Origin of the sequence: Methanofollis sp., assembly GCF_028702905.1 — an archaeon.
GTDB lineage: Archaea > Halobacteriota > Methanomicrobia > Methanomicrobiales > Methanofollaceae > Methanofollis.
Genome location: NZ_JAQVNX010000023.1, coordinates 1 through 25,904, shown reverse-complemented (window position 1 = coordinate 25,904; position 25,904 = coordinate 1). Strand labels below are relative to the sequence as shown.

At 62.9% G+C, this 25,904-nt stretch carries 21 protein-coding genes and 1 pseudogene; 13 read left to right on the top strand and 9 right to left on the bottom strand.

The features are described from left to right. The first annotated feature begins 85 nt into the window (after positions 1 to 85). The 3 genes and pseudogenes from PHP59_RS04615 to PHP59_RS12670 form a co-directional block, all read left to right on the top strand. A complete protein-coding gene (locus PHP59_RS04615) occupies positions 86 to 778 on the top strand; it encodes a signal peptidase I (RefSeq protein ID WP_300164313.1) in 693 nt (230 codons plus the stop codon). Further along, complete coding sequence (cofH, locus tag PHP59_RS04610; RefSeq protein ID WP_300164310.1) at positions 779 to 1,870, top strand: 5-amino-6-(D-ribitylamino)uracil--L-tyrosine 4-hydroxyphenyl transferase CofH; 1,092 nt, start codon at positions 779 to 781, stop codon at positions 1,868 to 1,870. It begins immediately after the preceding gene. A gap of 264 nt (positions 1,871 to 2,134) precedes the next feature. Beyond that, a pseudogene (locus tag PHP59_RS12670) lies at positions 2,135 to 3,685 on the top strand (PKD domain-containing protein); the annotation flags it as partial. Here the strand turns inward: PHP59_RS12670 and PHP59_RS12665 are convergent. Continuing rightward, positions 3,664 to 3,813, bottom strand: a complete 150-nt coding sequence (locus PHP59_RS12665) for a hypothetical protein (RefSeq protein WP_366943724.1) — start codon at positions 3,811 to 3,813, stop codon at positions 3,664 to 3,666. The pseudogene PHP59_RS12670 and the gene PHP59_RS12665 overlap by 22 nt on opposite strands. A gap of 127 nt (positions 3,814 to 3,940) precedes the next feature. On the opposite strand from PHP59_RS12665, the gene PHP59_RS12660 reads away from it, so the two are divergent. Beyond that, positions 3,941 to 4,561 (top strand): PGF-pre-PGF domain-containing protein, encoded by a 621-nt coding sequence (locus tag PHP59_RS12660; RefSeq protein ID WP_366943723.1) that lies wholly within the window; start codon positions 3,941 to 3,943, stop codon positions 4,559 to 4,561. A 902-nt stretch (positions 4,562 to 5,463) separates the two neighbouring features. On the opposite strand, the gene budA is transcribed toward PHP59_RS12660, so the two are convergent. From budA to PHP59_RS04590, 3 genes are read right to left on the bottom strand one after another with little or no spacing between them, the layout of a single operon-like run. Next, positions 5,464 to 6,273: an acetolactate decarboxylase gene (gene budA / locus PHP59_RS04600; protein WP_300164304.1), complete on the bottom strand. Its 810-nt coding sequence runs from the start codon at positions 6,271 to 6,273 to the stop codon at positions 5,464 to 5,466. Beyond that, on the bottom strand, positions 6,270 to 7,580 hold the full coding sequence (locus PHP59_RS04595) for a small ribosomal subunit Rsm22 family protein (RefSeq protein ID WP_300164301.1): 1,311 nt from the start codon (positions 7,578 to 7,580) through the stop codon (positions 6,270 to 6,272). The genes budA and PHP59_RS04595 overlap by 4 nt, the downstream gene beginning before the upstream one ends. A gap of 35 nt (positions 7,581 to 7,615) precedes the next feature. Beyond that, positions 7,616 to 9,796, bottom strand: a complete 2,181-nt coding sequence (locus PHP59_RS04590; protein WP_300164299.1) for a PAS domain S-box protein — start codon at positions 9,794 to 9,796, stop codon at positions 7,616 to 7,618. 434 nt (positions 9,797 to 10,230) lie between these two features. Between PHP59_RS04590 and PHP59_RS04585 the strand changes: the two genes are divergently transcribed. Beyond that, on the top strand, positions 10,231 to 12,528 hold the full coding sequence (locus PHP59_RS04585; protein WP_300164296.1) for a tetratricopeptide repeat protein: 2,298 nt from the start codon (positions 10,231 to 10,233) through the stop codon (positions 12,526 to 12,528). Here the strand turns inward: PHP59_RS04585 and PHP59_RS04580 are convergent. Further along, on the bottom strand, positions 12,515 to 13,345 hold the full coding sequence (locus PHP59_RS04580) for a nucleoside 2-deoxyribosyltransferase (RefSeq protein WP_300164292.1): 831 nt from the start codon (positions 13,343 to 13,345) through the stop codon (positions 12,515 to 12,517). The genes PHP59_RS04585 and PHP59_RS04580 overlap by 14 nt on opposite strands. A gap of 30 nt (positions 13,346 to 13,375) precedes the next feature. On the opposite strand from PHP59_RS04580, the gene PHP59_RS04575 reads away from it, so the two are divergent. Continuing rightward, the gene (locus tag PHP59_RS04575) at positions 13,376 to 13,873 is read left to right on the top strand and encodes a DUF367 family protein (protein ID WP_300164289.1); all 498 of its coding nucleotides are present in this window, start codon (positions 13,376 to 13,378) and stop codon (positions 13,871 to 13,873) included. Positions 13,874 to 14,629: 756 nt separating this feature from the next. Here PHP59_RS04575 and PHP59_RS04570 read toward each other — a convergent pair. Continuing rightward, on the bottom strand, positions 14,630 to 14,920 hold the full coding sequence (locus tag PHP59_RS04570) for a 2TM domain-containing protein (RefSeq protein ID WP_300164286.1): 291 nt from the start codon (positions 14,918 to 14,920) through the stop codon (positions 14,630 to 14,632). A gap of 55 nt (positions 14,921 to 14,975) precedes the next feature. After that, a complete protein-coding gene (glgP, locus tag PHP59_RS04565) occupies positions 14,976 to 17,135 on the bottom strand; it encodes an alpha-glucan family phosphorylase (RefSeq protein WP_300164283.1) in 2,160 nt (719 codons plus the stop codon). 242 nt (positions 17,136 to 17,377) lie between these two features. Between glgP and PHP59_RS04560 the strand changes: the two genes are divergently transcribed. Beyond that, the gene (locus PHP59_RS04560) at positions 17,378 to 17,881 is read left to right on the top strand and encodes a hypothetical protein (protein WP_300164281.1); all 504 of its coding nucleotides are present in this window, start codon (positions 17,378 to 17,380) and stop codon (positions 17,879 to 17,881) included. Here PHP59_RS04560 and PHP59_RS04555 read toward each other — a convergent pair. Continuing rightward, positions 17,878 to 18,591 (bottom strand): helix-turn-helix domain-containing protein, encoded by a 714-nt coding sequence (locus tag PHP59_RS04555; RefSeq protein ID WP_300164278.1) that lies wholly within the window; start codon positions 18,589 to 18,591, stop codon positions 17,878 to 17,880. The genes PHP59_RS04560 and PHP59_RS04555 overlap by 4 nt on opposite strands. A 6-nt stretch (positions 18,592 to 18,597) precedes the next feature. Then, entirely contained in the window at positions 18,598 to 19,341 is a 744-nt protein-coding gene (locus PHP59_RS04550; RefSeq protein ID WP_300164275.1) for a hypothetical protein, read from the bottom strand. Between the two features lie 155 nt (positions 19,342 to 19,496). Here PHP59_RS04550 and PHP59_RS04545 point away from each other — a divergent pair, with 155 nt between their 5' ends. The 6 genes from PHP59_RS04545 to PHP59_RS04520 form a co-directional block, all read left to right on the top strand. Then, on the top strand, positions 19,497 to 20,405 hold the full coding sequence (locus PHP59_RS04545; protein WP_300164272.1) for an ABC transporter ATP-binding protein: 909 nt from the start codon (positions 19,497 to 19,499) through the stop codon (positions 20,403 to 20,405). After that, complete coding sequence (locus tag PHP59_RS04540) at positions 20,402 to 21,532, top strand: ABC transporter permease subunit (RefSeq protein ID WP_300164269.1); 1,131 nt, start codon at positions 20,402 to 20,404, stop codon at positions 21,530 to 21,532. The genes PHP59_RS04545 and PHP59_RS04540 overlap by 4 nt, the downstream gene beginning before the upstream one ends. Further along, the gene (locus tag PHP59_RS04535; protein ID WP_300164266.1) at positions 21,529 to 22,977 is read left to right on the top strand and encodes an NEW3 domain-containing protein; all 1,449 of its coding nucleotides are present in this window, start codon (positions 21,529 to 21,531) and stop codon (positions 22,975 to 22,977) included. The genes PHP59_RS04540 and PHP59_RS04535 overlap by 4 nt, the downstream gene beginning before the upstream one ends. 124 nt (positions 22,978 to 23,101) lie before the next feature. Then, the gene (locus tag PHP59_RS04530; RefSeq protein WP_300164263.1) at positions 23,102 to 24,013 is read left to right on the top strand and encodes an ABC transporter ATP-binding protein; all 912 of its coding nucleotides are present in this window, start codon (positions 23,102 to 23,104) and stop codon (positions 24,011 to 24,013) included. After that, positions 24,010 to 24,963 (top strand): ABC transporter permease, encoded by a 954-nt coding sequence (locus PHP59_RS04525; protein ID WP_300164260.1) that lies wholly within the window; start codon positions 24,010 to 24,012, stop codon positions 24,961 to 24,963. Before PHP59_RS04530 ends, PHP59_RS04525 begins: the two co-directional genes overlap by 4 nt. Continuing rightward, positions 24,960 to 25,904, top strand: a 945-nt coding sequence (locus PHP59_RS04520) for an ABC transporter permease (RefSeq protein ID WP_300164257.1), incomplete at its 3' end; no start/stop codon positions are given. The genes PHP59_RS04525 and PHP59_RS04520, both read left to right, overlap by 4 nt.

Genomic DNA, 25,904 nt, shown 5'->3' with positions numbered 1-25,904 from the left:
ATGCTGTGGTCGGACGGCGGGCAGACCGCTCCCATCCTCTCTCCCATATTTATATCAGATCCGAGTTCCCACCATCACCCTACAGATGTCGGATAGAACGTCTCCAGAACCGAAACCCGGCCTGATAGAGCAGATCAGGACGAGTTCGAACCCTGTCGTTTCTTTCGGCCGCGACGTCGCCTGGGCGGTGGCGGTCGTCGGCGTCATCGCACTGGTCCTCTTCCTGGTCTCCGGGACGTGGCCTGCGGTGGTGGCGATCGAGTCCGAGAGCATGGTGCCGAATATGAACATCGGCGACCTGGTCTTTGTGGCGGCACCCGACCGTTTCGGTTCTCTCCAGACCCTGGAAGACGGCCAGGAGTCGGGCTATGAGAAATACAACCGGCCCGGAGACGTGATCATCTACCGGCCCAATGGCGAGGGGTCTGTCCACCCGATCATCCACCGGGCCACGATGTGGGTCGAAGGGAACGAGACTGTCCAGATACTGCTCAACGGGCGTACAGTCAGTTATACGGCGCCTCACGAGGGTTATATCACCTGGGGCGATAACAACCCCGGCCCTGACCAGCTCTCTGTCTACCGCGAGATCGGCGGGCAGATCGAACCGGTGAAGAAGGAGTGGGTCATCGGCAAGGCCCTCTTTGCCATTCCCTTCCTCGGGTACCTCCCCCTTCATCTTATTGAGACGGCGATCGTGCTGGTGGTGCTGATGATCCTGTACGACCTCGTGATGGGGGCGCGGGAGAAGGAAACGTCCGGCAAAAAGAGGCGGTAAATGACGCACGACACGATCGGCACCCTGCTTTCCGACACGCTCGCCGGCCACAGGATGACAGAGGATGAGGCCCTCTCCCTCCTCGGGGTGAAAGATCGGCGGATCTGGGAGATCGCCGCCGCCGCGGACGAGGCCAGGCAGGAGAGGGCCGGCGACGCGGTCACCTATGTGCGGAACCAGAATGTTCATATCACGAATATCTGCAAGAACCTCTGCGGGTTCTGCGGTTTCGGGCGCAGGGCGACTGACCCGGGCGCCTACATCCACGGTGAGGAGGAGGTGCGGCGCCGGGCGGCCCTCGCCCTCGACCGCGGGGTCACCGAGATCTGCTTCCTCTCCGGCGTCCACCCGGCCTTCGACGTCTCTTCGTATGAAGAGATGATCTCGTGGGTCCATGAGGTCGCTCCTGCTGTGGATATTCACACCTGCAGTCCCGAGGAGGTCTCGTATGCCGCACGGCGGAGCGGGATCTCCACGGCAGAGGTGCTCGCCCGCCTGCGGGCCGCGGGCCTCGGCACTCTCCAGGGGACGGCCGCCGAGATCCTGGTGGACCGGGTGCGGCAGGTGATCTGCCCGCGGAAGGTGCCGACGGCTGAGTGGGTCAGGATCATCAAGGAGGCGCACAGGATGGGGATCAGGTCGACGGCGACGATCATGTACGGCTCCTATGAGTCGGAGGCCGACCGGGTGCGCCACCTCGGCATCCTCCGGGAGGTCCAGGACGAGACGCACGGCTTCACCGAACTCGTCCCCCTCCCTTTCATTCCCACGAACACTCCCCTCTATAAGGCCGGGATCGCCCGTCCGGGTACGACGGGTCGGGAGGACGTCCTCCTCTTCGCGGTCTCCCGCCTCTTCCTGGACAACTTTGCGCATATTCAGGTCTCCTGGGGGAAGGTTGGGACGAAGATGACGCAGATCGGCCTCCTTGCCGGGGGCAACGACCTCGGCGGGACGATGTTCGACGACGAGGTCTCCTCGGACGCCGGTGCCGAGGACGCGGATTATCTTGATCCCACCGAGATGCGGCGGATAGCGGAGGACCTGGGCCGGCCCCTGCGGCAGAGGACGACGACGTACGAAATCCTGTGACCGGTGCCGCCGTCATATCCCCTCTCTTTTTTTGCTCCTCTCCTCTGGCTGCTGGTATCCTCTGGTCCATAGTAGAATTGGCCTCAAATCTCAGAGATACTGTAATTGCCTGAATGAAATGCTGTTATATTTCAATTATTATTTTTGTCGGCATTCGGGATCGTCACATATGGGATAATTATATATGCCAGTGTGCATATCTCGTGGCATAACCTTCCGGGTTTCTAACTTACCCGAGGGACCCAGTAAGGGGGGGAAATTTCAATGATATACAATTCGATGAAAAGAAGAGCGACAGCCAGCACTGTGCCGGTTGTGATCGCACTCATCATCTTTACTGCAATATGTGCTGTTCCGGCAGTGGCACTTGCATGGAATTCCGAGGTCGTACAGATGGGAACTCCCGGCAACTGGCCGGTCAATTATGTCGATTCGCTGGTGCTGGACTCCTCCGGGAACCCGCACATGGTGTATTACGATTCGACAGATGACAATACAGACCGCCTCGTCTATGGAGAGAGGGTGGGGGGTGACTGGTCTCTGGAGACGATCGAAGCACTGGACAATATAAGTCCGTATGCTGCCATGGCCCTTGATCTTTCAGACACTCCGCATGTCTGTTATTTCAACGCGACGGCCCTTGTCCATGCCTGGCGGGAGGGCGGGGAGTGGCAGAGCGAGGTCGTCGGCACCTATGCGGGGAAGTATGTCTCCGGCGCCTTCGACCCCTCCGGAGACCTGCACCTCGTCTACTATGACCCTACTCCGGGTATGCGTTCCCTGCGGTACGCTGTCTGGGACGGGAGCACCTGGACAGACGAGGAGATCGTCCCCAAGTCGAACCAGCTCTTCAGCTCCCTTGTGATCGGTGACGACGGGGCGGTCCATATCGCCTACATCGATGGGAATAAAGGCAACCTGATGTGCAACCTGATGTACCTGAAGAAGGGGGACAGTCCTGAGGTCGTGGTTTATGGGGTCGGGACAAACGATGGGTACCGCCCGGGCTACACCTCGATTGCCCTTGACAGCAGTGGCAATCCGGCAATCGCCTGCTACAACAACCTTGATAGCGGGACTCTCGGCTATGCGTGGCTGGATGACGGGAGATGGCAGTATGAGGACGTCGCTGCGGCAAAATCCGACCGTGCCTCCCTTGCATTCGATGGGGATGGCCTCCCCGCGATCGCTTTCACAAGCGAGGACGTAATGGTCACGTATGCCAAGAAAAATGATGGGATCTGGGAATTTTCCCCGATCATCGAGGCAGGTCGTCTGGGGTCGGGAGGCTATCCGGACCTTGCCATGACCGCGGACGGGTCGCCGCGCATCAGTTGCCGGACCGGCCCCCATGACTCGGTCGAGTATCTGGAGCCCGAGCCTGAATCTCTTGCCCCTCACTTCAGCGCGAATGTCACCTCCGGGCATGCGCCCCTGACCGTGAACTTTACCGACGAGTCGACGGGCGGGCCTGACACCTGGGAATGGGACTTCGGCGATGGCGAGACGGAGACGGTACAGAACCCGGAACACACCTACTCGGTTGCAGGGGTCTATGACATCTCTCTCACCGTATCGGGTGCTTCCGGCGAGGACACGCTCGTGCGGGAAGGCTACGTGACCGTCCTTCCGCGTGCCAATTTCTCGGCGAACGTGACCTCGGGCACCGCGCCCCTTGCCGTGCTCTTCACCGACGAGTCGACAGGCGGGCCTGACAGCTGGGCCTGGGACTTCGGCGACGGGAACACTTCCAGTGAGCCTGAGTGGGTCCATATCTATGAGAAGGCCGGGAACTATTCGGTCTCACTGATAGTTGCGAAGGGAGATCTCCAGAACACGACCGTACTCGCGGAGGAGATCGTCGTTCTGGCGGACCCGACCACCGACCCGACCACCGACCCAACCACCGAGCCGACCACCGAGCCAACCACCGAGCCGACCACCGAGCCAACCACCGAGCCGACAGCCGAACCTACCGCCAAACCTACCGCCAAACCACCCTCATCGTCGTCTTCGGGTGGTGGCGGCGGCGGCAGCAGCGCGCCCTATGCGTATGATGCGGCTGGCAGCCTGAAGGCGGGTGAGAATGTCACCTTCACCTTTGACCGGAGCGCCATATCGGCGATCACCTTCACTGCCGGCGGGAGGATCGACGGCATCATGGTGACTGTCGAGCCGGTGGGCAACGGTCCCCTGGAGTTCGACGGCTCTGTGTACCAGCATATCGAGGCCACCCTCTCGTACGCCCGCGAAGACGCCCTTTCCGGGACGACGTTCTTCTTCGACGTCCCGCTGAACTGGCTGACGTCAGAGGGTCTCGGCACTGGCGATATCGTCCTCTGGCGCTATAGTGGTGGAAAATGGAACCCCCTCCTCACCGAACTGGTGCGGGAGAGCGGCGGCCGGGCGTACTACCGCGCCCACTCCCCCGGGTTCTCGCACTTCGCCATCGCCGAGGGGAAGGGGATGACACTTCTTGTGGTCGAGAGCTCGGCCTCGGCCGGAGAAGTGATCGAGGAGACCACCGAAGCGCCGGTGGAGGGGGTCACGACGTCGGTTTCCAGCGAAACGACGGTGCCGGAGACGAACAAGACGGCCCTGCCGCCAGCGACAGCACAGCCCTCTCCTGCGGGCTTTGCGGCGCTCATCGTCTCTCTGGTCCTCGTTGTCCTGGTGCTCAGGCGCCGATAAACCTCTTTTTTTAATTGCGGCTCTTTAGAATCTGGCATGAGTCGGGAGCACGCCTCAGGCATCTCGCATGAAAATTGTTCTGAGGAGATCGTCTGGTCGACGTGCCTTCCCGCACGCTCGCGCCGGGGGCGGGGAAGGCAGAGGGCGGACCTTTCTGAAGGTGGTTTTGTCCTCTCCATCTCCATCATGGGGTGCTCGATGAGAGTCAAAGCCTCATGAAAACCCGGAGAACTGATCTTCTGGATCATTTTCATGGTAATCCCTCATACTCGGGTTGATGTATCTCCGTAATTCCCGAAAGGGAAGTGTGGATCTGCTGCCTTCCCCACATTCTCCGCTGGGGGACTACTCGAAGACCTTCGGTCTTCTCGTTGCCCCCGGACCCCCGATCCAGGATAGGGCCGGGGAAGTGCGAAGAGGAGATGCTGAGAGAGATTGCAGTATCCCTGCTCATCCTGAGCGGGGGTCTGGGGGCGTAGTCCCCCGGCAGAGGCACTCCATAAGAGGAATTTTACAGAGCAATACTCTATGAGGTCATCCCAGAACTCGTGTTCATTTGGCTATGGAGAAATCTCATGTTCGGGTGGATGTTCCCCGGATTCTCTGGCGAAGGGTGCGAACCCCCCGCCCTCCCCCTATTCTCCGCCGGGGGACTGACACCCCCGGACCCCCGAAAACAGGATAGAACCTGGAAAGGGTAGATTCGATCGTGAGGGAGTCTGCCATCCACCCTCCTATCGTAATGGTGGAGGGAACGACCGAAGGGAGTTTGAGAAAACCATAGGTTTTCGATTCAGGGGGTTAAAACCCCAGTAACAGGCACCAGAACAGAATTTTTCAGAACAAAATACGAGGAATTTCATCGACAGGACAAAGGTTTCGGATCCGTTTTGGGATGGCCTCTACCGCTCGGCCGAGGCCAGTTCGGCCTCCCGGCCGCCTGAGAGGTTTGCCGCCTGGAAACCGCCTTCATCAGGGAGAGAAAGCCTGATATCCGGGGTGATGTCCAGGGAGACGGTGGCGTGCTCCACCGTGGCATCGAGGAGGTGGCCGCCGCCCGTCCTGTCGTCGGCAAGATAGTGGAGGTGGAAGCCCGGTACGTTCACCCCGCCAAGATAGGCCGGAAGCCAGAAACCGACGAGGCTCCCCTCCTCCCGGCCGAAGGTGAAGACATGCTGGGCTTTCGTCGCCTCTGCAAGAGGGGGGTATGGCTTCTCCTGCCTGTCGACACTCCGTGCAGTCACGTTTGTGAACGTGCCTTGCACAAGGACGGCGCAGGGGAGGTTCTTCGAGGGGAGGGCGGCTTCGATCGAGGCCTCAAGGCCTGCGAGGGTGAGGGGGCCCTCGACCTCGAAGACGATATCGGGCTCGAAGGCCGTCACCGCGGCAAAGGGTGTCCTGGCACTCCCTTCTACCGGTACGACCGTTCCGTCGCCCTTCACCTGCCATGCCTCGCCGTCGATGACGATGAGTTCGCCGTCCAGTCCTTCGAGCGTCCCGATGCCGGTGTCGCCGCGGGAGAGAAGGCTGTCGATATCGGCGGCGCCGTCATAGACGCCGTCGAGGAGGGCACCGATCGTCGAGACCTGGTACAGCGTATCGTCGGCGACGGCACGGTCTCCCGACCATCTGACGGCCGTCATCGCAAAGAATGCTGTGGATATAATGAGCAGTGCAAGAAGGACGGCATACCGGCCCTTCTCCAGGATCATGCGCCGCATCCCTTCCCGATGGGCGTGACCGTCGTCTTCCTGCCGATGATGATGGAGTAGGTGTCGGCCTCCCTGTTGTACCTGACCCCGGCGTTTCTGATCGAGAGGATCTCACCGTATTTTCCTGATATCAGCGCTTCGTTCTCCTCGGTCCTGGCATATACCGGCAGCACCGCATAGACCGGTGTCTTTGTCGTGCCGTCGCAGATCTTCACCACATGCCTCTTCTCGTCGCCGATGTCGGGCGACATCCGGGCGGCGCGGACGTGGATCTGTCTGCCGACATGGGAGGCGAGGGAGCCGAGGCGTGCCGCCTTGTCCTGCTTCCCGATACGGTACGAGATGCGGGTCAGGTCGTCTTTTCTGAGGATCGCGTAGGAATACTTGATGTCGGTGTTCATGAAGCGGTAGCCCTCCTCTCCGGTGGCGAGGGCCTCCATCAGGCGCGGCGGTTTCACGTCCGGGCCGGTGACGAAGGTCCAGCACCGGTCAGGCCGGCAGATCTCGCCCCAGAGTGGAGTGCAGGGTGCATAGACGGGGAGGCCGCGCGAGGTAAGCGCCGCCTGGACTTCCCTGAGGGCGGTCGAGCCCTCTTTCTCCGCGGGCTCGATCAGGATGACAGAGCCTTCGGGAGAGAGGAGTGCGGCGTACCTGGCGACGAGGTCTGCCTTCCCTTCGGTATCGAGACCGGCGATCTCGTTCAGGACATTGGAGAAGACGATGAGATCGTAGGGGCCGGCGACCTCGATCTTATCCTTGAGGTCGGCGAGGAGGGGGGTCGAGACGGCCACCTGCCCTTTCTTCTCCCCGTACGGGTGGACAAGAGCCGTGTAGGCTTCGGTGTTCTCGTCTGAACGGTCGATCGCGGTGATGCTTGCCTGTGCAACATCAAGTCTGCCATAGTAATCGGCGATGGCAAGGGAGACGACGCCGGGGCCGGATCCCGCGTCGAGCACCCGCAGGTTTCGGGGTATGAGTCCGTCCTGCACCATCTCGTGGAAAAGGAGTTCGAACTGCACCAGGTAGACGGGAAAATGGTACGAGAGGTAGGCGAGGACGTCGTAGCCGCGGCCGTAGGCGATCTTCCTCTTCTTCCCCTTTGCCCAGTACCGTCCTTTCTGGGTGACGACGGCCTCGCGGATCCGGCCGAGGATGACCGGGTCGTTCCAGGCCTTCCCGGTCTTCTTTGTAATATATTCCTCGATGAGCCGCTCCATTCGCCGGGGTACCCGCGGGGAGGCGAGGAACTCCTCCTCTTTTCTGGTCTCGTCAGGCGAGAGGACGAGGGGATCTGAAGGTCGCGTCATGGGAGAAGGTTTCTCCGCCTCTCCTCATAAACACCTTACCGGGAGGAGGGCAGGAGGGTCCCCGAGGAGACCATGCCGGTGATCGTCCCGGTATCATCACGCACGATGGCGTTGTGCCAGAGGATGCAGACCTCATCGCCGCCGCGCCCGAGTACCGGGCTCTCCTCCTCGTCGGGAGGGACGACCTCGCCGGCCATGATCTTTTTGAAATTCGTCTCCAGGCGGGGGCGGAGGTGTGCCGGGACGAGGGCCGCAAACCAGTTCTTCCCGGCGATCTCCTCTTCTTCGTATCCAAGGATGCGGCACCCCATCCTGTTCATCCGCTCGATCGTCCCGTCTGGTCCGATGACCGCGATCATCACCCGCGCCACGTCAAGGTAGCGCTGGGCGCGGTCGCGCTCGGTCTTCACTGTCTCCTGCGCCCTGATCCTGCCGATGACATTGGCGACCTGGGCGGTCGTTGTTTCCAGAGATCTGATGCCGTACGCCGGTATCTCCGTATGGCGCCGTGAGGCGACGAGGAAGACGGCTATCCGGTGGTCGCCGTCCTTCACCGGCACCGCCGCCACGCCGGCGATCCCTTCCTCTGCGAGGGGGGTGAAGGAGGGGTCGAGGGCCGGGAGGTCGCCGGCCTTCCAGGAGGACGATGCCGGGCCTGAAAGGAGTGATGCCGCCGCGGTGCCGGCATCAAACCGTCTCATCTTCCCGGCAAAGGCCGGGGGGACTCCGATAGTGGCGGCAAGGACCAGGTCGCCGTTCCCGTCGTCGGTCATATAGACTGCGCCGGCATCGGCACCTGCCGCCTGCACCGCCGCGCCCAGGCAGAGGGTCAGCGCCTCCCCGAGGGTGGCGGCGCTCCCGAGGGCGAGGGCGAGGTCGCGCTGGCCCCGCAGAAGGGCGTCGGCGCGGACATGGGTGGTGACGTCGCAGATGATCGTGAGGATGTACTTCATCGTGCCGTCAGAACCGGTGATCGGGATCTTCTTTGCCTGGAGGTAACGCTTCTCCCCGCACCTGAAGGAGACGGCAGTCTCCGGGCACTCGAAGGTCTTCATCTCCGCGAGCACCGCCTTCTCGCCGCAGGTCATGAAGGGGACGAGGTCGGGCGGGAAGATCTCGTCGTCCTTCTTCCCGGTGAGACTCTCCGAGGTATTACCGGCAAACGCCTCGGCCGAGCGGTTGAAGAAGACGTAACTGCCGCCCTCGATCTCCTTGACAAAGACCATGTCGGGGATGTTCTGGACGATGCAGTGGAGGAAGGACTTCCAGCCCCGCACCCGCCTCTCGGCCTGCTGCCTTTCGGTGACGTCACGCGCCACCATGCGGTAGCCGGCAAAGTCCCCGATCTCATCGAAGTCCGGGGTGCCGCTCGCTTCGAAGATGAGGGGGCGGCCGTTCCGGTGCATGATGGGGATGGAGAGGAGGGAGAAGGGTTCGCCCGAGGCGAAGGGTGCGGAAAACTTTGTCCTGATCTTTTCGCGCTCTTTTTCCGGGACGAAGTCCAGGAGGGAATGCCCTTCCATCTCCTCGGGCGCATAGCCGAGGAGGTCGAAACTCTTGGGACTGACATAGGTGAAGGCCTGGTTGCTGTCCAGGTTCCAGATGATGTCGTTGATGTCCTCGACAAGGGCCCTGAACTTCGCTTCGCCGGCGCGGAGCGCCTCCTCGGACTCTTTCTGCTCGGTGATGTCTTCGAGGATGATGGTGATCCCGGGGTTGCCGTCATTGAAGGCTGTCGGCAGGATCTTCATCCTGAAAAAGAACTCTCCGTCTGCCTGGAGGAAGCGGATCTCCTCGACGACGTCCTCCCCGCCGAGTGCGTCGTCGATCCTGGACCTGATCAGGGGGTGGTCGAAGGCTGAGAGGGCCGACTCTCCCATCGTCTTCCCGATCACCTCGTCGCGGCCGGCATGGGCGATGGCGAGGACGCGGTCATTCGCCTGGACGATGGTGAGGTTCCGGTCCAGGATCACGACGCCGTCCGAGGCGAAGTTGATCATGGCGGAGAGGGGGACGCGCTGGGAGGGGTAGAAGACCTTTGCCTTGCCGTAGGTCCGCATCTCCACCTCGCCGGCGATGAGGAGCATGTCAAGATAGCGCGAGACCGTGTTTCTGTTGATCCCGATGTCCCCGGCGAGGTCGGTGACCGACATTCCCCGGGGGTTTGCCTTCAGACGCTCAAGGATCTTCGGGATCTCTTCAGGATAGGGTCTCATGCCATATCTAATCTGCAACCGGTCAGTACTTATCGGTTTCGTCGTAGACAGGCATTGTGCGAAGCCTCATGGGTGGCGTCAATGCCATGCAATACGAGAAATGTTTATATACAATTGCGATTAAGATGTATTTGCCGACGTCCTTCCGGGTGTGGGGAAATCCCGGATAGGGCGGCAGAATCAGGAACACCATCGACAGGCACTGCATCACCTAACTCAAGAACACCTCTAATGCACCTCAAAAGTGCCTGGCACGCGCATCATCTATCAGTTATATCGACCTGAAGGGGGAGGGCGGCCCTCCCACCTGTGCAATCAGGACACGTACATTCCTTTCCGGGGGTGGCAGGCCCCCGGAACCCTTTTACGCCCTTAACAGATCAATACGGGTATCACGCCGGAGTGCAAAGTGATCGTACACGAGGTACGACGAGATGGACACGACCGTTGCGCTGAACTTTTTCTGGGAACACACGTGGATCACATGGTGGACGGGAAAAAAGGCCGACCCCGAGACCGCGGCACGTCTCCACCTCTTCCTCCTGAGGCGTGCCCGGGACATCGGTTTTGCCACCAACACCGCTGCCAGGGCCTATGCCGACGAAGGGGCCCGGGAAACCTTCGGGGCGGCGCTGAAAGGGGCACTCTCCGACAGCGCCCCTGAGGCCGCAGGCAGGGAAGACTATCTCTGGCACCGCTATACCGCTTTCCTCGCCGCCGGAAACATTGAGGGGGCGGGTTTCGTCGAGACGATGCTCTCCTATCCCCGTGCCGGGACGCCCGACGCCTACCCGGCCCCGCCGGTTCCGGCCGGTGCGCCCCCGTCCCTCCGGGCCTGGGAGCAGTCGGAGAAGCGGGCCGTTATGGCGGGTATCAGGTGGCCTGATCTCTATTTCGAGTCGCCGTTCACCGCGGGGTTCCCGCACACCCAGATCATCCCGGCCGAACTCGAGATCGCCTCCTTCGCCTTTGCAACTCTCAGGGATTTCATGGGCGGAAAATTGCCGGCCGGCGGTGCAGAGTCCTTCGAGCACTATATCAACGACGCCGTGACTGTCATCACCTTTGCCTGGTTTGCGGCGAAGAACCCTGAGGACCAGACGGCGGCCCTCAATGCCGCCTACCCCTTCACTCTCGAAGAGGAGACCCTCGACGCTTTTGTCGGGCTCTTCGACGATTATGAAACTCTCCTTGAGGAGGCCGGGGGGCTCGTGAAGAGAGGCTTTTCCGAGGAGGCGAAGACGGTCTATGCCTACACTGTCCTCCACGCCGGCGACCCGGCCCTCCACCACGCCGCCTACGAGAACCTCGCCGTCCTCTTCAAGGAGGAGGGGGAGTACGAAAAGGCCGCGGGGTGTGCGGAGAAGGCGCTCGCGATCAGGGAGGGGATGCCCGACCGCGACCCCCTCTCCATCGCCCTCGCAAAGAAGAACCTTGCCGAGGTGCTGTACCTGGCCGGGGAGACTGAACGCGCCGGCGCCCTCGCCGCCGCGGCTCTCGACGCGGCCGCCGGCCTTGAGGCCGGGAAGGCGGCGCCCCTCCTCTGGGCCGTGGCCTCATCTTTCAGGAGAACCGGGCGTTTCGAGGAGGAGTACGCCCTTCTCACCCGTATCCTCGATCTGGATGCTCCGGGCGAGGCGACGGACGCGGCGGTCGAGCGTCTCTTCTCGATGGACCAGTACGCCCGCCCTGACGGGGCCTTCGACCTGAAGGGCCTGGCCGCGATCGAGGAGAGGCGGCGGTACCTCGACCTCTTCGGCAAGGGTGCGGTCCTCCTCCAGGCCTTCCAGTTCGACCGGGCCATCGGGTGTTTCGAGGCGGCCCTTGCCATCTCGCGGGACGCCGACCTCCTGCGGAACATCGCCATCGCCCACCGCCTGTACGGTTCGCCTGAGGCCGCCCGGCGGTACCTGGAGGAAGTCATCGCCGCCCGCCCGGGCGATCTCTACGCCCTGATGCACCTCGGCCTCCTGCAGGAAGGTGAGCAGAGGGACGCCCCTGTCAGGGAGGCGATCGGGCTGGCCCTCGACAGTGGGGCCGACCTCGCCCTCGTCCTGTACCCCCTGATCAGCGGCCTCGTGGCCGGGCCTGACGAGGAGGTCCTCCCCGGCATCGACCGCTTCGGCGATCTTCCCTCCCATGACGGGGCCCGCGCCCTCTACTTCCTCGGCGCCGGGACGATCCTCTCCGACCTCGGTGTCGCCGACGCCGCCGCGACCTGCTATCGCCGGGCCCTGAAGGCGAACCCGCCGGCAGGGGTGCGTGGCCGCATCCTCAGGAACATGGGTGCTCTCGCCGCAGACGGCGACGATGCCGCACGGGCGGCCGACCTCCTCGGGCAGGCCCTGAAGTTCGCCCCTGCCGACCCGACGGTCTGGCACCGTCTTGCCGGCGTGCGGGCGGCCCTCGGCGATGCGCAGGGTGCGTCCGCGGCGGCCCGCGAGGCGGCGCACCTCATGCCGACCGATGCCGTGTTCAGGACGGAGAAGGCCCTGCGGGATGCACAGGCGGCGGCAGCGCCGGTGATGCCGGCCGACAGGACCGCAGCCGCCCTTGTCGCCGCAGCCGAACGGATGATCGAGGAGGAGGGGAGTGCCCCTGTCGCTCTCAGGGCCTATGCCGCAGCGATCGAGGCGACTGGCGGCGAGGTGCCCGACCTGCCGGCGCCTTCCGGCTACGAGGAGGCACTCTCCGCGAGGGAGCGCCTGATAAAACTCCTCAACCGTGCCTGAAGGCCTGTTCAAGCGCCGGGACGACGTCTTCGACGGCGGCCACGACCGTCGAGGACTCTTCAAGCATCAGGTTCACGTGCTCGTTGTGGCCCGCCCGCCTGAAGTCTGTCCGCAGGGCGATGACCGGGGTTCCGCGGGCATGGGCGTAGCCCATCTCCCACGCGGTCCCTGAGTCGGCGTCCGCCCCGTCGACAACGGCGACGACGGCGTCCACTTCCCCGAGGGCCGCCACGTGCCGGCGAAAGATCTCGCGCTGCGAGGAGCGTGCCCGCGTGGCGTCGGTGTCCCCGCCCTCCTGCGGGAGGTAGACGTCAAAATACGCCTCTTCCAGGATATCCCGCACTTTTTTGTTGAAATCCTGCTCGGCCTCGGAGAAGAGGGGGGCGGCGAAGTAGACGCGGTACCGTGCGAACTCCAGCACGTCGACGGCCCTGATACCGGGGAACCGCGCCAGGAATGCGCCTCTCCCCCCCTTTTTTTCATCGTGCCATGTTGTGTTCACGCCGCAGCACGGCGACGAGTCGACGCCGACGATGCAGAGGGGAGGGCCTCTTTTTTCGACGACGGCCAGCACCTCCTCCTCCATCCGGTCGAGGACGGCGGTGAAGGCGGGTGTGTCCAGGCGCTCGACATAGGTGCCGGGCGCCCGGCCGCGGCCGAGGTAGGCGGTCTCCGGGCAGGGGAGGGGGACGACTTCGATCCCGAAGCGCCGGCAGCGTTCGAGGGCGGCGGCGAAGGCCCGGAGGTCTGACTCTTTCGTGATCCCTTCGGCCCTGAGGGAGGGGTCGAGGAGGCAGGGGGAGACAAGGACATACATTCATCTCCACTCTGCGCCAAACCGAGATAGATGATACGCCTCTTTGCCTTCAGGGACAACTCCTGCGACCCCAGGAAGTGCACGGTGAAGCGCCTGGAAAAGTGGGGGATGGTGAGGATCTTCGACTCCCTCGCCCGTATCCCGAAGTCCTCCCTCATCCTGGACCCCACGGCAGAGCAGGCCCTCTCCCCGGTCGACAGGAGCGTCCCCTCGATCACCGCCCTGGACTGCTCCTGGGAAGTGCTCGACACCGGCGAGGTGACCCGCTGGCCCGTCCGCCGGGCCCTCCCGTACCTCGTCGCCGCCAACCCGGTGAACTTCGGCCGTCCCCTCCGCCTCACCTCGGTCGAGGCCTTCGCGGCCGCCCTGTACATCGTCGGCGAGAAGGAGCAGGCAGAGGCCGTCCTCTCGAAGTTCAACTGGGGCCTCCACTTCCTCGAACTGAACGCCGATCCCCTCGCCGAGTATGCCGCCGCGAAGAACTCGACAGAAGTCGTCGCGATCCAGGCGGCGTACATGCCTGATTGAGGGGGGCGTCAGGATCTTTAGATGTCATCTTCTGAGGGATGACAGTGGGCCGGTGCCTGTGCCGGGGGGCTATGCCTCCCGCACCCCCCATCCTTAGGATAGGGGGAGGATGGCAATCGCCCTCCTATGGGTTTCCTCCTCTGTCTTCCCGGGGCCAATCCTGAGCTGGGTCCGGGGGCGTGGTCCCCCGGCGAACTGTAGGGGGAAGGCAGTGGATCAGCACGCACACCGCGAGATCAAAGAGGAGACATCAACCTGAGTCTGGGAGTTTACCATGAAAATGATCCAGACGTTCAATTCTGGAGTTATGGATGAGAATTTGAACACACAGATTTCTCTCATACCTGATATGCGGAGAACAAAACCGCCCTCAGAACGATCGGGCTCTCTGCCTTCCCGCCCCTATCTTCGTCCCCGGGGTCCGGGGGCGCTGCCCACGGCGTGAAAATGTGGGAAGGGTTGATGATCAGGCGTGCCGCCCCCCGACCGCAGAATCTTCACCGCCGTCTCGCACCGGGGGGCGTTGCCCCCCGGACCCCCCACGGATGAAGATAGCCGAGGGGCGGCAATTGAACAGTATCCTTCAGGTGCCCTGTTGCAAGGAGAGGAATCAAGTATCCCTCCGCACTCAGGAGAACTGCAACGAGAAATTTTCATCACGTATGCGTGAGCCAGGGGTTCATGCCCGATTCTATAGAACCCATAGCACAGTATTTGCCAGAGACTCTCCTCAAAAGAGTCTTCCATCAGCCCTCCTCACCTCTTCTTCTCCTTCTCCATGATCTCCCGGACCTTCCTCTCTTCCCATCCCCTCCCGAAGAGGCCCCCCTCCACAAAGGTGCTGTAGGCATGGACCAGCAGGCCGATGCCCCAGAAGATGGCGACCCAGTAGAACCACCACGCTCCCGGGGTCGTGAACCAGTTGATCAGGAAGAGCATCGTGTTTATGATGATGTAGACCGCGAGGTGGCCGTAAAAATCCTTGATCTCCTTGACCTGCCGCAGGGCGCGGTCATAGGAGGCAGCGTCTGAGTCTCCGTCCTGCATTATTACTCCTCCCCACCGCGGGGGAATAAAACCTTACGTTATCTTCTCCGCTCTTTCAGCGGATCACCGGGATGCCGGCCGCGGCAAGGATCCGCGGGTAGTAGCGGTGCACGTACTCCTTCACCATCCTCTTCGCCGAGAAGGCCGGGGCATTGCTCCGTATCGCCTCTTTCATCGTCTTCACCCAGCCGTGCGGGACGGCGTGGAGGTCGGTCGCGTAGTAGAGGGGGATCACCTCCTTTTCCAGGGTCTCGTAGATGGCGTTTGCATCGGCCGCGTCCCTGTCGCCCTCGACGACCTCGCCGCCGAAGGCCCAGCCGTTCCTCCCGTTGTAGCCCTCCGGCCACCAGCCGTCCAGGATCGAGAGACTCGGGACGCCGTTCATCGCCGCCTTCATCCCCGAGGTCCCGCTCGCCTCCCAGGGCGGGAGCGGGTTGTTGAGCCAGAGGTCGACGCCGTGAACGAGGTACTGGGCGAAACGCTCGCCATAGTCCTCGACGAAGGCGATCTTCCCGCCGAACATGTCGGAGCGGGCATACTCGTAGACCTTTTTGAGAAGGCGCTGGCCCTCGATGTCGTCGGGGTGGGCCTTGCCGGCGAAGATGATCTGGACCGGGTACCAGGGGTTGTTCACGATCCGCTTCAGCCTATCGAGGTCGCGGAAGATCAGGTCTGCCCGCTTGTAGGTGGAGAAGCGGCGGGCAAAGCCGATGGTGAAGATCATCGGGTCGAGGAAGACGCCCTCGGCGATGACGTTCTCCGGGGTGTCGGAACCGTCTGCCCAGGTCCGCCTCTCCATCTCCCTGATGCGGTTGAAGAGTTTTGTCTTGAGCCAGAGGTGGAGGCGCCAGAGTTCTTCGTCCGGGATCTCGTTGACCAGTTCCCAGATGATCGGTCTGTCGTGCTCCATCTGCCAGTACGGGCAGACGGCCCCGATGTAGCGGTCGAAGAGCGCCTCCATCCTGGGGTTGAGCCAGGTGGGCAGGTGGACGCCGTTCGTGATCGCGTCGATCGGCACCCGCTCGGGCGGCAGGCCGGGCCAGAGGGGCTGCCACATCTGGCGCGTCACCTCGGCGTGCTTCTTCGAGACGGCGTTGTGGTAGGCCGAGAGGCGCATCGCGCAGGCCGTCATGTTGAAACCGGCGCCGGGGTCGTCGGGCCGTGCGCCGAGGGCGAGGAAGTCCTCCCGCGAGATGCCGAGGCAGCGGTAGTAGTTCTGGAAGTAGCGGTCGATCATCTCGTACGGGAAGATGTCGTGGCCCGCGGCGACGGGCGTGTGGGTGGTGAAGACGCTCGTGCCGCGCACCTGTTCGAGCGCCTCCTCGAAGTCTATCCCCTGGCTGACCCTCTCCCGCACTCTTTCTACAAGGGCGAAGGCGGGGTGTCCTTCGTTGAGGTGGACGCCGGTGTAGTGGACGCCGAGGTACGAGAGGACTTTTCTGCCGCCGATACCGAGCACGATCTCCTGGAGGAGGCGCTGCTCCCTGTCGCCGGCATAGAGGCGGTGGGAGATGGAACGGTGTTCGGGACTGTTCTCCCCGACGTCGGTGTCGAGGAGGTACAGGGGCACCCTTCCTACCTGCACCTTCCAGACGGCAACATGGATCGGTGGCTCGATGTGCGGCACCCGCAGGGTGAGGTGCTCTCCCGAGGGGTCGAGCACCCGGGTGATCGGGGCGCTGTCCCGGTCGAGTCTCTCCTCGACATTCAGCTGCGAGCCGTCGGGGGCGATGTGCTGGTGGAGGTAGCCGGACGAGTACATGAAGCCGACGGCGACCAGGGGGACGCCGAGGTCGGAGCACTCCTTGAGGTGGTCGCCGGCGAGGAAGCCGAGGCCTCCGGCATAGAAGGGGAGGGAGTGGTGGAGGCCGTACTCCGCGGAGAAGTAGGCGATGGTGACGGGACGCACCGCGGGGTACTGCTCGGTGAACCAGGTGTTTTTCCGCCCCATATACTCCTGGTAGCGCTCCATGATGATGTCGTAGCGCCGCAGGTACTCCCACTCCCGCGCCACCCGGTGGAGAAACTCTTCCGGGACATCGCGGAGCATCCTGACCGGGTTGTGCCGGCTCTCTTTCCAGGCCTGTCCGTTCACCTGCTTGAAGAGGACGCGGGCGGCAGGGTGCCAGCTCCACCAGAGGTTGTAGGCGAGGTCCACCAGTCCCGTGATCCGTTCGGGGACGCGGGTGAAGGAGACAGGGTCGATGGTGTCCATGGTCTTCGGGCAGGCGATAGATCGGGAGAGGGATATATATTGGTATGGGGTGGCGTTTCCCTCCTGCCCCTCTAGCGGATAAAAAACCCTGTATGTTCGTTCAGATCTATCTTAAGGTACACAATAAACAATAAAATGCATATCTGAGCCGGCAAGAACCGAGATAAATATATATGTCTTGGGCGTATTTATCCTCTGAGGCTGCCGGTCGGGGAGACGACCCTGGCCGGGGGTGAGGACTTATGCAACATGTGCTGACCACCATCATCTTACTCATGGCCGTGACCTGCACCGTCACGGGCATGGCAATTGCCGCCACCTTCCCTGAATATTTCCTGGCGAGGGGGGACGGCAGCAGCGTGACCTGTCCGGACCCGGGTCCGACCGCCGCCTTCCAGGCAGTGATGGCCAGCCATGGCATCGACTGCGGGGCAGAGGCATGGGCTGGGGCGCTCGCCGCTGCACCAGACAACCTGACAGCGCAGGAAAAGATGGCCCTGGCGGCGAGGTCATGCGGCCTTTCCGCGCGGGTGGAGACGGGACTCTCCCTCGCCGACCTGGGGGAGGTCGTATCTGAGAACGGGCCTGTGGTCGTCGTTCTCGATGGGGGGGGGTACGCCGTGATCACCGGCGTCGGCGGCGGGAATGTCTCCCTTGCGTCGGGGGCGACCCTCAGCGCCGCGGCGTTCGAGGTAAGGTGGGCCGGCGGGGAGTGCCTTGTCATCGGGGGCCCGGCCACCTCTTAAGTCTCTTTTTTCCCGAGCCAGGCCGTGAGGTCGTCGGCCACGTCGTCCCGGATCTCGTACCTGACCGTCCGCCCTGTCTTCTCCTCCTGGACGATGCGGTCTTTTGCAAGCCTCTTCATGTGCCAGCTGACGGCCGGGGCCGAGATCCCGACGGCGTCGGCGATCTCCTGCCTGGACGAGGCGTGTCCCCGGAGTAGTTCCCCGAGGATCGCGCGGGTGGTCTCGTTTCTCAGGTGCCTGAGGACGGTCTGCTGGGCCGGGGTGTAGGTGCCGCTGTTCTCGTAGAAGTGGAGGTGGCCCCCTTCGTCGAGAGAGGTGATCGTGTGGTTCTCCTGCAGGACGCCGAGGTGGTAGCGGAGCGTGCCCATCGGCGTGCCGGTGACCGCAGAGAGGGCGCGGAGGTGGATGCCGGGCATCTTCCTGATGCGGTCGAAGATCTCCGATCTGACGGGGTTGTCGAGAAGTGCTTCTCTGCTCAACCCGCGGCACCTGAGGGATATCCATGCCCAGAACCCGGCGAATGTCTCCAGGGGGAGGGTGCAGAGTTCGATGAGGAGGATCCAGAGAGGGAGTTCGAGAATAGAGATCTCGCGGGGGGTGATGGGGAGGCCGGACGGCGGGTCCAGATGGCCGGAACTCACCGTATAACCGGCTGAAACCGCCCTGACAAGGGCGAACGCGAGGAGCAGGAGCAGGGTCCGGCGTTTCATTTCTCTTCACTCAAGATAGGTCTGGAAGGTGACGTTTTCTCGGGAGGCGACGAGGGGCGTGGTCATCTTAAAGGTCCACGCACCGGCGGCGACCCCGCCCTCCCGGGAGAAGCGGAGGAAGATCCGCCCGTCCTCCTTCCCGTCGCTCCCGTCCCTGAAGGTGCCGAGGATGCCGCCGGGATGGTAGACGGTGAGGGCATGGTCGCCGTCGCCCTCCCATCTCATATCGACCCAGAGGGTCTTCTCCGGCGAGGTGACGTCCAGGCTGTAGTAGCGGGAGAAGCTGAGGACGGGGACGGCGGGCTGTGTGCGGGTAGCGGTTTTCTCTGTGGCAGCGCCGTAGACCGGCGGCGCGGCGCTGCCGCCCGCCTTCGCCGCGGTGAGGGAGGTGGCAGGATAGATGGTGATATAGTCGGTGGCATCGTGCGAGTGTCCCTTCCCGGAGATGGTGAATGCCTCGTCCTCCTCTATCACAGAGGCGGGGGTGGTCGGATAGGCGATGATATACGCAGCGGTGTCGGGCGAGTCGTCCGTGATGATGATCATGTCGTCGCCCCGGGCGATCGGCACGATCTCTATGGCGGCCGATGCCAGCCCGACCGCTTGGAGGACGGCGGTTTTGGGAGAGTTGTCCGTGATGATGATCACGCCACTGTCCTGTACGACCGGCACCGTCGCCGCCCCTGCGCCGGGTGCGAGGAGAAGGGCGAGCAGGAGTGCGAGCGCGTACGTCCTGATCCGCCGGTCCATGGGTATGATCTGGACGTCCTTCCATCTTAAAGGATCTGGCACAAATGTTTACGGATTCTCCGCCTTTGATCCGACGCGTAGACGATTGTGCCATAACGGCTTTTATATCCCCCGTCCCATGCATCTTCATCATCCGGAGAACGGACGGAAGAACCATGATACGATGCGAACATCTGACAAAGGTCTATAATGACGTGCCTGCCGTCGACGACCTCACCCTTGAGATCCCCGAGGGCGAGATCTTCGGCCTCCTGGGGCCGAACGGCGCCGGCAAGAGCACGACAATCCTGATGGTTATCGGGCTGATCGAGCCGACCTCAGGGGCGTGCTATATCGACGGCATGGAGGTTGCCACCAACCCGATCGAGGTGAAGAAGAAGATCGGGTACATGCCGGAAGACGTCGGTTTCTACGCGACCCTCACCGCGGAAGAGAACCTGGACTATTCGGCGAAGCTGTACGGCATGGATGGGGCGACGCGGCGGAAGCGTATCCCCGACCTCCTCTCCCTGGTGGGTCTGGACGGTGTCACGAAGGTCGTGGGCGGGTACTCGAAGGGGATGCGGCAGCGTCTCGGGATCGCGAAGGCCCTGATCAACGAACCGAAGGCCATTATCCTGGACGAACCGACGGCGAACCTTGACCCGCAGGGCGTTGCGGACTACCGGCGGATCATCAGGGAGACGGCCGAGAACGGGACGACTGTGCTCGTCTCCTCCCATATCCTCTCCGAAGTGAGCAAGGTCTGCACCTCGGCCGGGATCCTTGCGCATGGGAAACTTGTCGCTTCCGGGCGGTGGGAGGACCTCGCCCGCGCCGGCGGGAACGGTCATGTGATCATCCGGGTCGAGACGAAGGCGCCGATGCCCGAGTTCTCTCACCCGTCTCTCATCTCCGCGGAGTACGCGGACGGCCACCGGGCGGCGCGGATCGTCGCCGACGCCGACATCAGCGATGATATCGCGGACGCCGTTACGGCGGCCGGGATCAGGCGCCTGGAGACCGAACGCCCCGATATCGAGGATGTCTTCCTCTCGTACTATCACGAGGAGGCGACTCCATGAGGTCGGCAGGGCTGAAGGTGATCGCCGGAAAGGAGTTCCGCGACCACCTGCAGAGCAGGAAGTTCCACCTCATCTTCGGGATCTTCCTGGTCATCGCCGTCATCGGGCTCATCGGCGGGGCTGTCGAGTACCAGAAACAACTTGCCGACTATAACAAGAACCAGGCGGCGGTCTCGGACGACGAGTTCGGGCCGCACCCGTATTTCTCCTGGAAACCGACGATCCTTTCGGCATTCAACGAGATGTCCATGCTGATGACGACGATCGGCGTGATCCTGGGTATCGCGATGGGTTTTGACCTGATCACGCGGGAGAAGGAGAGCAAGTCCCTGAAGATCCTGCTCTCGCACCCGATATACCGGGACGAGGTGATCAACGGGAAGGCCCTCGGCGGCGTCGCGGCGATCGCTCTCGCGATGGGGATCGTGCTCGTCCTCTCCCTGGCGGTCATGCTCCTCTTCGGGATCGTCCCGAACTTCGAGGAGACGGTGCGGATGTTCCTCTTCGGAGCGCTCTCGTTCCTGCTTGTCTTCTCGTTCTTCGCAATCGCCCTCTTCATGTCGACGATTGCAAAGGACAGCGGGAGCGCCATCATCTACACCCTGATCATCATGATCGTGCTCTCGTCCCTCCTCCCGATCTTCACGTACGGCTCGGTGTACACGGCGGTCTTCGGCCAGCCCCCCGAACCGCCCGACACCACCTCCATGATGCGGTACGGCGGCTATGGAGGCATGTACATGACGTCGGCGTCGTCGGTGACGATCAGCGATGGCGACGGCGAGATGATGAGCGACCCTGAGGTCGACGAGGCCTGGCAGGAGTACGAGGAGAAGTCGCGGGCCTACTGGGAACAGAGGCAGGCGGTCGGCGATGCCGTTTCCCTCCTCTCCCCGACGAGCAACTACCAGAGACTGGCCATGGCCGTGACCAACCCGGGCATGGCGCAGATGATGAAGAGCAGTTACGGCCCGATGTCTCCCGACGATGAGATCCCGCAGGAAGGGTTCTCGGCCCTCGTTGCCCTCCTCGGTGACATGGCGAAGAACATCGCCGCGCTGATCATCACGCCCGCCCTCTTCTTCGGGCTTGCATGGGTGCGGTTCATGCGGGAGGACGTGAGATGAGCGCGGGAACGAGGGCGCCCGCCCTCCTCATTGCTCTCCTGATGCTCGCCGCGACGGTCCTGCCGGTGGCTGCGGGGAGCACCGCGGCCGGGTCTGTCTCGGTCCTGTGCGACTTTCCCGGCCAGGTTGTCGAGGCCGGGGAGACGGCGACTTTCTCCCTCGCCGCGGCGAACAACGGGAACGCGGCGGCGGAAGGCAGCCAGATCAAACTGTGGACGGAGAATTTTGCCGGGAGCAGGAACTGGGAGATGCGTTTTATTGACGGCAAGACAGAGGTGAACCGTGTCTCCATCCCGTCGGGCGGTTCGAAGACCGTCACCCTTGAGGTGGAGACGGCCGCGGACACGCCTGTCGGCGACTACCCGGTGAAGGTGCATATCGGCGACGGCTCGATCTGGCTCTACGTGAGCATATCGAAGACGCACACCGGCGAACTCGGCACTCTCAATCTCCTGGTGACGGACAAGGGCGGGGAGAAGGTGAAGGGGGCGACTGTCGAGGTCTACCGCGGAAACGGACACGAGGCCTTCGACCGGCTGATGACGACGGCCGACGGCCGGATCAGCGCCGGCCTCCCGCAGGACGTCTACCGCCTGGTCATCACGAAGCCGGGCTTCCTTTCTACCGAGAAGAAGGACGTGAAGGTGAAGTGCGGGATCACGGTCGACGCCGGCACGGTGATGCTGGACAAGTCCTCGTACGCGGCCGAGGTGACGGTGAAGTCGTCCCTGATCACGACGCCGGCAGGGAAGAACCCGACTTTCGAGATGAAACTGCGGAATGTCGGGAAGGCCGACGACACCTACAGGCTGTCGGCCGAGGGCCTCCCCGAGGGCTGGTACGCCAGGTACAAGGAGAGTGCCGGGGATATGAGCGACATCTCGGAGATCCTGGTCCCTGCAGGTGAGGAGAAGAGTCTCTTCCTGGAGGCGATCCCGCCGTACGGCACGAAGGTCGGCGACTACTCCTTCAATGCTGTCATCGAGTCCTCTTCGGATGTCTATACCGAGGACCTGACCGCGAAGATCAGCGGGAGTTATGAGATGAGGCTCTCCGCGGACAGGTACCGCTATGAGGCGAACATGGGCGAGACCCTCGAGTTCGACGCTTCGGTGCGGAACATCGGCAATGCCGGCGCTCTGACCGGGATCCACTTCGAGGTGAGCGCACCGCAGGGCTGGAAGGCGACGGTGACGCCGACGAATATCACGAGTCTCCAGCCGGGCGAGTCGAAGAAGGTGAACGTGAAGGTGGTGCCGCCGCCGAATATCGTCGCCTCCGAGTACAAGGTGACGCTGAAGGCGGTCTCGGAGCAGGGCGAGCAGAGCGACGACTTCAGGATCGTCGTGAAGGAGCAGTCCTTTGCCGCGATCCTCGGTCTCCTGATGCTCGCCGGCATCGCGGGCGGGGTCTGGTACTACTTCAGAAAGTATCAGCGCCGTTGAATTTTCCCCTCCCCTTTTTTTTGTGTCAGCCGTACCTTTCCCGATAGATAGACGATTTACACAGAATTGTTTTATAAATGAGGCACCATGGATCTTCATAATCCAGAAAAAGGACTGGAGACCCATGATACGATGCGAACACCTGACAAAGGTCTATAATGACGTGCCTGCCGTCGACGACCTCTGCCTCGATATCCCCGAGGGCGAGATCTTCGGCCTCCTGGGGCCGAACGGCGCCGGGAAGAGCACGACGATCCTGATGGTGATCGGTCTCATCGAACCAACCTCAGGGGCGTGCTATATCGACGGGACTGAGGTTGCCACCAACCCGATCGAGGTGAAGAAGAAGATCGGGTACATGCCCGAGGACGTGGGCTTCTACGCGACCCTCACCGCGGAAGAGAACCTGGACTATTCGGCGAAGCTGTACGGGATGGACGGTGCGACGCGGCGGACGCGTATCCCCGACCTCCTCTCCCTGGTGGGTCTGGACGGTGTCACGAAGGTCGTGGGCGGCTACTCGAAGGGCATGCGGCAGCGTCTCGGGATCGCGAAGGCCCTGATCAACGAACCGAAGGCCGTGATCCTGGACGAACCGACGGCGAACCTTGACCCGCAGGGTGTCGCCGACTACCGGCGGATCATCCGCGAGACGGCCGAGAACGGGACGACGGTGCTCGTCTCCTCGCATATCCTCTCCGAGGTGAGCAAGGTCTGCACGTCTGCCGGGATCCTTGCGCACGGGAAACTCGTTGCCTCGGGTCGGTGGGAAGACCTCGCCCGTGCGGGCGGCGAGAGCGGCCACGTGATCATCCGGGTCGAGACGAAGGCGCCGATGCCCGAGTTCTCCCACCCGTCTCTCATCTCCGCGGAGTATGCGGACGGCCACCATGCGGCGCGGATCGTTGCGGAGACAGACATCTGCGACGCCATCGCCGAGGCCGCCGGTCCCGCGGGGATCCGGCGCCTGGAGCGCGACGAACCCGACATCGAAGACGTCTTCCTCTCGTACTATCACGAGGAGGCGACCTCGTGAGGGCCGGCGTCCTCGGGACGATCGCCGGGAAGGAGTTCCGCGACCATGTGAGGAGCAGGAGGTTCCACCTCTTTCTCGGCGTCATGCTCGTGATCGTCGTTGCCGGGATGGTCACGGGGGCGGCCCAGTACAGCGCGGACCTTGCGGCGTATGCGGAGACGCAGGCGGTGGTGTCGGATGAGTCGGGCCTGTCCACGGGCGGGCCGAGTGTGCTGTCGTTTTTTTCCGGCATGTTCATGAGCACCGCGCAGGTGGGCGTTTTTCTCGGGATCGCGATGGGTTTCGATCTGGTCACGCGGGAGAAGGAGAGCAAGTCCCTGAAGATCCTGCTCTCGCACCCGGTCTACCGTGACGAGGTGGTCACGGGGAAGGCCCTCGGCGGGGTTGCGGCGATCGCCCTGGCGATGGGAGTCGTGCTCCTCCTCTCCCTGGCGGTCCTCCTGATCTTCGGGATCGTCCCGGGCCCCGGCGAGGTCCTGCGACTTCTTGCCGCGGCTTTTATCTCCTTCGTCCTGGTCGTCTCTTTCTTCGTGCTCGCCCTCTTCTTCTCGACGGTGGCGGAGACGAGCGGGGGCGCTCTGGTCTCCTCTTTCCTCGTCTTCATCATCGTCGCGGAGGTCGTCCCGGTCCTTACCGTCGGTGCAGGGTCTTCCCTCCTCATCGGGCCGCCCCCCTCCCCGCCGGCAGAGTCCGGGGATATCGTGTCCGACGAGGAGATGGAGGCGTATGAGGAGGCGTCGCGTGCCTACACGGAACGGATGCGCCTTGTCAGGGACGCCGGCGTCCTCCTCTCCCCGCAGACCAACTGCAAGGGGATCCTGGGGGCTGTGACCACGCCGGGCGTTCCGGTTCCTCCTGACTTCGCCCGGAACATCGTCGCCTTCGCAGTCTTTCCGGCGGCCTTCTTCGGGCTTGCATGGGTGCGTTTCCTGCGGGAGGACATCAGATGAGGACCGAAGGCATGCGGGTCATCGCCGCGAAGGAGTTACGCGACCATATGGGGAGCAGGCGTTTTCTCGGCATCTTTGCGGTCATGCTCCTCCTCGCCGCGGTGGGGATGGTCTCGGGTGTCGGCCTGTATCAGGCGGCACTGGAAAAATACAACGCGGCGCAGACAACCGTTTCCGGGGATGCCGGCGACTCCTCCGGGCGGGGGGCGCCGTCTGCCCCCGCGGTGATGTGGCTCTTCCACGCCGTCGGCTACCCTTCGGTGACGCTCTGGGCGTTCCTGGGGGTTGCGATGGGTTTCGACCTGATCACGCGGGAGAAGGAGAGTCGGTCCCTGAAGGTTCTCCTCTCCCACCCTGTCTACCGGGACGAGGTGATCACGGGGAAGGCACTCGGCGGTGCGGCGGCGATCGCCGTCGGTGTCGTGGTCATGCTCCTCCTCTGCGTCTCTGTCCTCCTCCTCTCCGGGATCGTCCTCCGTCCTGACGAGGTGGTGAGGGTCGCTCTCTTCGGTCTCTTCTCCTATCTCCTGATCCTCTCTTTCTTCCTGATCGCCCTCTTCTTCTCGACGGTTGCGGAGACGAGCGGTGGCGCCCTTGTCTCCTCCCTCTTCGTCCTCGCCGTTCTCCTGGTCCTCCTCCCTCTTGTCGTCAACAACCCGCTGGTGATCTCCGCGGCCGTCGGCGACCTGCCCGAGAGCCCCGAATGGGTGTTCGAGAGCGGGATGTCTGACGAGGAGATCCGGGCTGTCCTCGATGAGTATGATCGGAAGAACGACGCCTATTATGACGGGCGGATGGCCTTCACGAGTACGGCGATGATCGCATCTCCTTCCTGGAACTACCTGGAGGTGATGGCGGCGGTGACGATTCCGTCCCATATGACGGAGGACCTTTCTGATGAGGAGGCGGAGAGCCTGGGTGCGGTCTTCGGCATCCTCGCC